The following is a 4,554-nucleotide window of genomic DNA, read 5'->3' as shown; positions in this document are numbered from 1 at the left end:
GGGCAAAACATAAAAACAAAAATCTTTGGGTTTTTATCCGTGGATTCCGTGAGCGTCAGTGGCTAGTCCGGAGCTGTAAATTAAACAACGATTCGTTTGATAAATGTTTTAGGAAAACTGAAATTAATGAGCAACCCTACTTGTAAGCCAGTGGCTCGAAGGTAGTTGATCAACTGGGGCTCTGCTGAGGCAGGTAGCTGGCTTTGCGCTTTCAATTCTAGAATAACTCTGTTTTCAACTAGCACATCTAAGCGGTGCTCACCTACCAAGCACTGCTTGTAATAGATATTGACGGGCTTCTCTGTTTCAACCTCAAGACCAATAGATCGAAGCTCAATTGCTAATGCTCTTTGGTAGATGCTTTCTAAAAAACCTGGCCCCAGCTGCTTACTGACCTCAAACACTGCGCCTCTGATTTGATATGTGAGCGCTTCTTCCTTGAGCATTTTTTCCCCTTATGCTTTTTGCCAAGGACACTCACTTCCGTGGCAGTGCCTTGTAATTGGCCACGGATACTCACTGAAAAACACGGATAAGGACAAAACATAAAAACAAAAATCTTTGGTTTTTATCCGTGGATTCCGTGAGCGTCCGTGGCAAAAATCAAATGCTGCCGAGACGTTGGCCTTGGTAGCTGCCGTCTTGTACGCGCTTCCACCAGGTTTTGTTGACGAGGTACCACTCGACGGTTTTTCTTAGGCCGGTTTCAAAGGTTTCTTCTGGCTTCCAGCCCAGTTCACGTTCAATTTTGCTGGCATCAATGGCGTAGCGTACGTCGTGGCCGGGACGGTCTGTCACGAAGGTGATGAGCTCACGGTACGAATGCTCTTGTGGCACTAGCTCTTGAAGCAGGTCGCACAATGTTTCAACAACGGTGAGGTTGGCTTTTTCGTTATGCCCGCCGATGTTGTAGGTTTCGCCGATTTCACCTTCTGTGGCCACTTTGATTAAGGCGCGAGCATGATCTTCTACATAGAGCCAGTCACGGATTTGCTGCCCATCGCCGTATACCGGTAGCGGCTTGCCAGCCAGAGCGTTGAGGATCATCAACGGAATTAGCTTTTCTGGAAAGTGGTATGGCCCGTAGTTGTTAGAACAGTTGGTAACCAGTGTGGGCAGGCCGTAGGTGCGCTGCCATGCACGCACTAGATGATCTGAACTGGCTTTGCTGGCCGAGTACGGTGAACTGGGCGCATAAGGCGTAGTTTCGGTAAAGAGGTCATCGGTGCCTTCCAAATCGCCATACACTTCATCTGTACTGATGTGATGAAAGCGAAAGGCTTCTGCTTTGTCGGCATCTTGTTGCTGCAGGCCTTTCCAGTAGGCTCGAGCGGCTTCTAGCAGAACTGCTGTGCCAACTACGTTGGTTTGAATAAACTCTGCAGGCCCGTCAATAGAACGATCTACGTGGCTTTCTGCTGCGAGATGCATTACTACATCGGGCTGGTGCTGTTCAAACAGCTGCTGCATCGCAGGCGCATCGCAAATGTCTGCTTGCACAAACGTGTAGCGCTCACTGCCGGCGACATTTACCAACGATTCTAGATTGCCTGCATAAGTGAGCTTATCAACATTCACGACATGGTTGTCGGTGTTATGGATTAACTCACGAATAACGGCAGAACCAATGAAACCTGCCCCGCCGGTAATGAAAAACGTTTTACTCATGCTGCAATCTCAATAACTGTCTTATTGGCTATCTTATTAGCGCTGACACTAGCGTGTGCTTTGCCGTAACTCTAAATTTTCACGCGCTTCTTTTGCTCTGCTGCTAGCTTCTTTAACTGCCTTTTTAGCTGCAGCGAGCGCCTTTTTATCTTCCTGCTCTTTGGCATCAGCTAGGATTTCTTGAGCGGCTTTTAAATCGGCGTGGCAGGACTGCAGGTATTTACGAGCCCCTATCACATCGCTAGGCAATTCAGACTGACGTTTCTTTTTGTCTACATCTGAATGATAGGCGGCAATGGCATCGTTGATATCGTCGTACCAAAAGGCGCTGCCTTGTTTGAGATAAACACCTGCTTGGCAAAGCTCTTTCAAAATACCTTCTGAGTGGGAAACCATTATCAAAGAGGCTTGACCCGTTTTCGATTCAAATAGCTCTTTAGCTTTGGCTTTAAACGCACGATCACCAACGGCAGTGGCTTCATCGGAAATATAGACATCAAAATCAAATGCGAGCGATAAACCAAACGAAATACGTGATTTCATGCCCGATGAATAAGTACGAATGGGCTCATCAAAAGCTGGGCCAATTTCTGCGAACTCTTCAACGAATTTGATAACCCGTTTGACTTCTTCGGGGTCACTACCTTGCACGCGTGCAACGAATTTAACGTTTTGGCGCCCCGTCATGTTTCCCTGCATTCCCCCTGAAAGTCCTACCGGCCAGGAAACACGGCTATGACGAATAACCTCGCCACGTTCAGGGGTGTCCATACCAGCAATAAGACGCAAAAGTGTCGATTTACCTGCTCCGTTCGCGCCTATTAAGCCAACACTCACGCCCATAGGTATGGTGAAATTGACGTCTTTTAGTACCCAGTCGCTACCATGATGATTGTGATAACGCTTATAGAGGTGTTTGATTTCAATCATTTTAAATTCGTGAGTAGTGAGTGGTGAATAGTGAATAGGAAATTCATGGGCAAGTAAGTTTCACCGACTCTTTAGGTGTTTAATAAGGCCGCCTAGCTGGGAAGAAATTTGCTGGATACTATTTATGTTTACAGAAATATCACTTAGATAGTTTAGACGGTTTGCTATGAGTATCTGTGTTTCTAACTCGCTGAGAGAACCTTGGGAAATATATAGAAATCGAATAAATTCTTGTGTACTTCCTCTTGCTGCACCTTCTGCAATATTGCTAGGTACTGATACTGCACACCGCCTCATCTGGCTAATAAGTCCGTAACGCTCGCCATCAGGAAATGTATTAGTAATACTATAAATTTGCTCCACTAGATCCATGGACTGTTGCCACACACGCAATTCCTGATGTTTTCTCACGCCCTACTCCTCACCACTCACCACTCACCACTCACCACATTAACTTGTTTGCTGTTACGCTGATAAAGCGCTTCTAGTTCATGTTTGAGCGCGTGTTTGGCAGTTTGTTCGCCGTGTACCAGGCGTATGGTGTGAGGCCAGCGGCGCATGCGCTTGACGAAATTAATCAGATCTTTTTGATCTGCATGGGCGGAGTAGCCGCTAATTGTGGTAATACCGGCGTGAATATCGATACGCTGGCCATCAATTTCCACCCAACCGCCCTGTGGGCCATATTGTTGTATCGCTCGCCCTGGCGTACCTGCCCCTTGATACCCCACGAACAATACCTGGTGGCGCTCATCACCTAGCATGGTTTTTAGGTAGTTCATGATGCGCCCACCCGCACACATGCCACTGGCAGCAATGACTACCGCTGGGCGACCGGTTTTTGCTAGGTATTGGACAGTTTGCTCGTGGGCTTCGTGGCTTTCTACGGTGTAAAGGTTTTCGAAATTAAGCGGGTGGCGGCCACTGCGTACGCGGCGTTGGGCTTCCTTGTCCCAGTAGGGTTTTAACTGGCGGTACACACGGGTAAAGCGCGCTGCCAAGGGGGAGTCGACGATAATTTCTAGCTGTTGCCACTGGCTGTTTTTGTTGCGCTTGGCTTCATGGACAATGCCTTCTAGCTCGTATAACAGCTCTTGTGTACGGCCTATACTGAAGGCTGGCACCATCACTGTGCCGCCATTACCAAGGGCTTTTTCTATGGCATTTTTAAGCGTGGCACGGCGCTTGCGGCGGCCTACGTGCTGGCGGTCTCCGTAGGTGCTTTCGAGAATTAGCTGGTCGCAACCGTAGGGTGATTTAGGTGCAGGTAGTAGTGGTGCGTAGGGTGCCCCTAAATCACCGCTAAAGATAATCCGTTCTTTGGCTCCATTGGCGCGCTGATGAGCTATTTCTACGTAGCTAGAACCGAGTATGTGGCCTGCCCGTTTGAGCTTGACGCGGGTAGTAATGCCCTGCTTACCCTTTTCGTAATCATTCACAACCGTGTGCCATTTGCCGTAAGGCACGCTGACGATTTGTGATTCGAGCTGCGCTTGAAAGCGCTGAATCAGATCTGCATTACGCGTGAAGCCGATTTTTAAGGCATCTTCAATCACTAGCGGTAGCAGTATGGCCGAAGGAACCGAGCAGATAATGGGGCCTTTATAACCCGCCGCCAGCAGGTAAGGCAGCCGCCCCACGTGGTCAATATGTACGTGGGTAATGATCAGAGCTTTAACGGTACTGATATCAAATTCAATTTGCAGCTGTTGGAAATGGTCTTGCGCTGCGTCTTCACCTTGAAAGAGACCGCAGTCTACTAGTAACGAGTGTGTACTATTGAGGATGAGCTGATGACAGCTACCCGTTACGCCTGTTGCGCCACCGTGGTGGATGATATCTAACATCGAAAAGTCCTTTTTCGGTGGCGCTAGCCGCCGTTGCGGGTGCCTCGGTTTCGTTCGTTCCTCGCGACCTCGTTACACCGCACTACGATGTGCATTGATTTTGTAGCGC

The 4,554-nt window shown here is 48.5% G+C and carries 5 protein-coding genes; all 5 read right to left on the bottom strand.

Features of this window, described 5'->3' with window-relative positions; all coding sequences use genetic code 11:
• Positions 1-80 precede the first annotated feature (80 nt).
• The 5 genes from JFC11_RS18800 to JFC11_RS18780 all read right to left on the bottom strand — a co-directional run bounded on the left by JFC11_RS18800 (position 81) and on the right by JFC11_RS18780 (position 4,445).
• On the bottom strand, positions 81-446 hold the full coding sequence (locus JFC11_RS18800) for a GxxExxY protein (RefSeq protein WP_198350267.1): 366 nt from the start codon (positions 444-446) through the stop codon (positions 81-83).
• Between the two features lie 157 nt (positions 447-603).
• The gene (gene rfbB, locus JFC11_RS18795; protein ID WP_198350266.1) at positions 604-1,668 is read right to left on the bottom strand and encodes a dTDP-glucose 4,6-dehydratase; all 1,065 of its coding nucleotides are present in this window, start codon (positions 1,666-1,668) and stop codon (positions 604-606) included.
• Between the two features lie 48 nt (positions 1,669-1,716).
• On the bottom strand, positions 1,717-2,598 hold the full coding sequence (locus JFC11_RS18790) for an ABC transporter ATP-binding protein (RefSeq protein ID WP_038485969.1): 882 nt from the start codon (positions 2,596-2,598) through the stop codon (positions 1,717-1,719).
• A gap of 60 nt (positions 2,599-2,658) precedes the next feature.
• The gene (locus JFC11_RS18785; protein WP_319618645.1) at positions 2,659-3,009 is read right to left on the bottom strand and encodes a four helix bundle protein; all 351 of its coding nucleotides are present in this window, start codon (positions 3,007-3,009) and stop codon (positions 2,659-2,661) included.
• 17 nt (positions 3,010-3,026) lie between these two features.
• Positions 3,027-4,445 (bottom strand): MBL fold metallo-hydrolase RNA specificity domain-containing protein, encoded by a 1,419-nt coding sequence (locus JFC11_RS18780; protein WP_198350265.1) that lies wholly within the window; start codon positions 4,443-4,445, stop codon positions 3,027-3,029.
• Positions 4,446-4,554 lie beyond the last annotated feature (109 nt).

It is taken from the genome of Vreelandella alkaliphila (assembly GCF_016107625.1).
In the GTDB taxonomy this organism is placed as follows: domain Bacteria; phylum Pseudomonadota; class Gammaproteobacteria; order Pseudomonadales; family Halomonadaceae; genus Vreelandella; species Vreelandella alkaliphila.
Note: the sequence above shows the minus strand (reverse complement) of the source record. Positions and strands in the feature narration are given on the sequence as shown.

Bases quoted from the DNA above. Each gene is read 5' to 3' on its own strand.
- JFC11_RS18800 (WP_198350267.1), bottom strand. From the start codon at position 446: ATGCTCAAGGAAGAAGCGCTCACATATCAAATCAGAGGCGCAGTGTTT.
- rfbB (WP_198350266.1), bottom strand. From the start codon at position 1,668: ATGAGTAAAACGTTTTTCATTACCGGCGGGGCAGGTTTCATTGGTTCT.
- JFC11_RS18790 (WP_038485969.1), bottom strand. From the start codon at position 2,598: ATGATTGAAATCAAACACCTCTATAAGCGTTATCACAATCATCATGGT.
- JFC11_RS18780 (WP_198350265.1), bottom strand. From the start codon at position 4,445: ATGTTAGATATCATCCACCACGGTGGCGCAACAGGCGTAACGGGTAGC.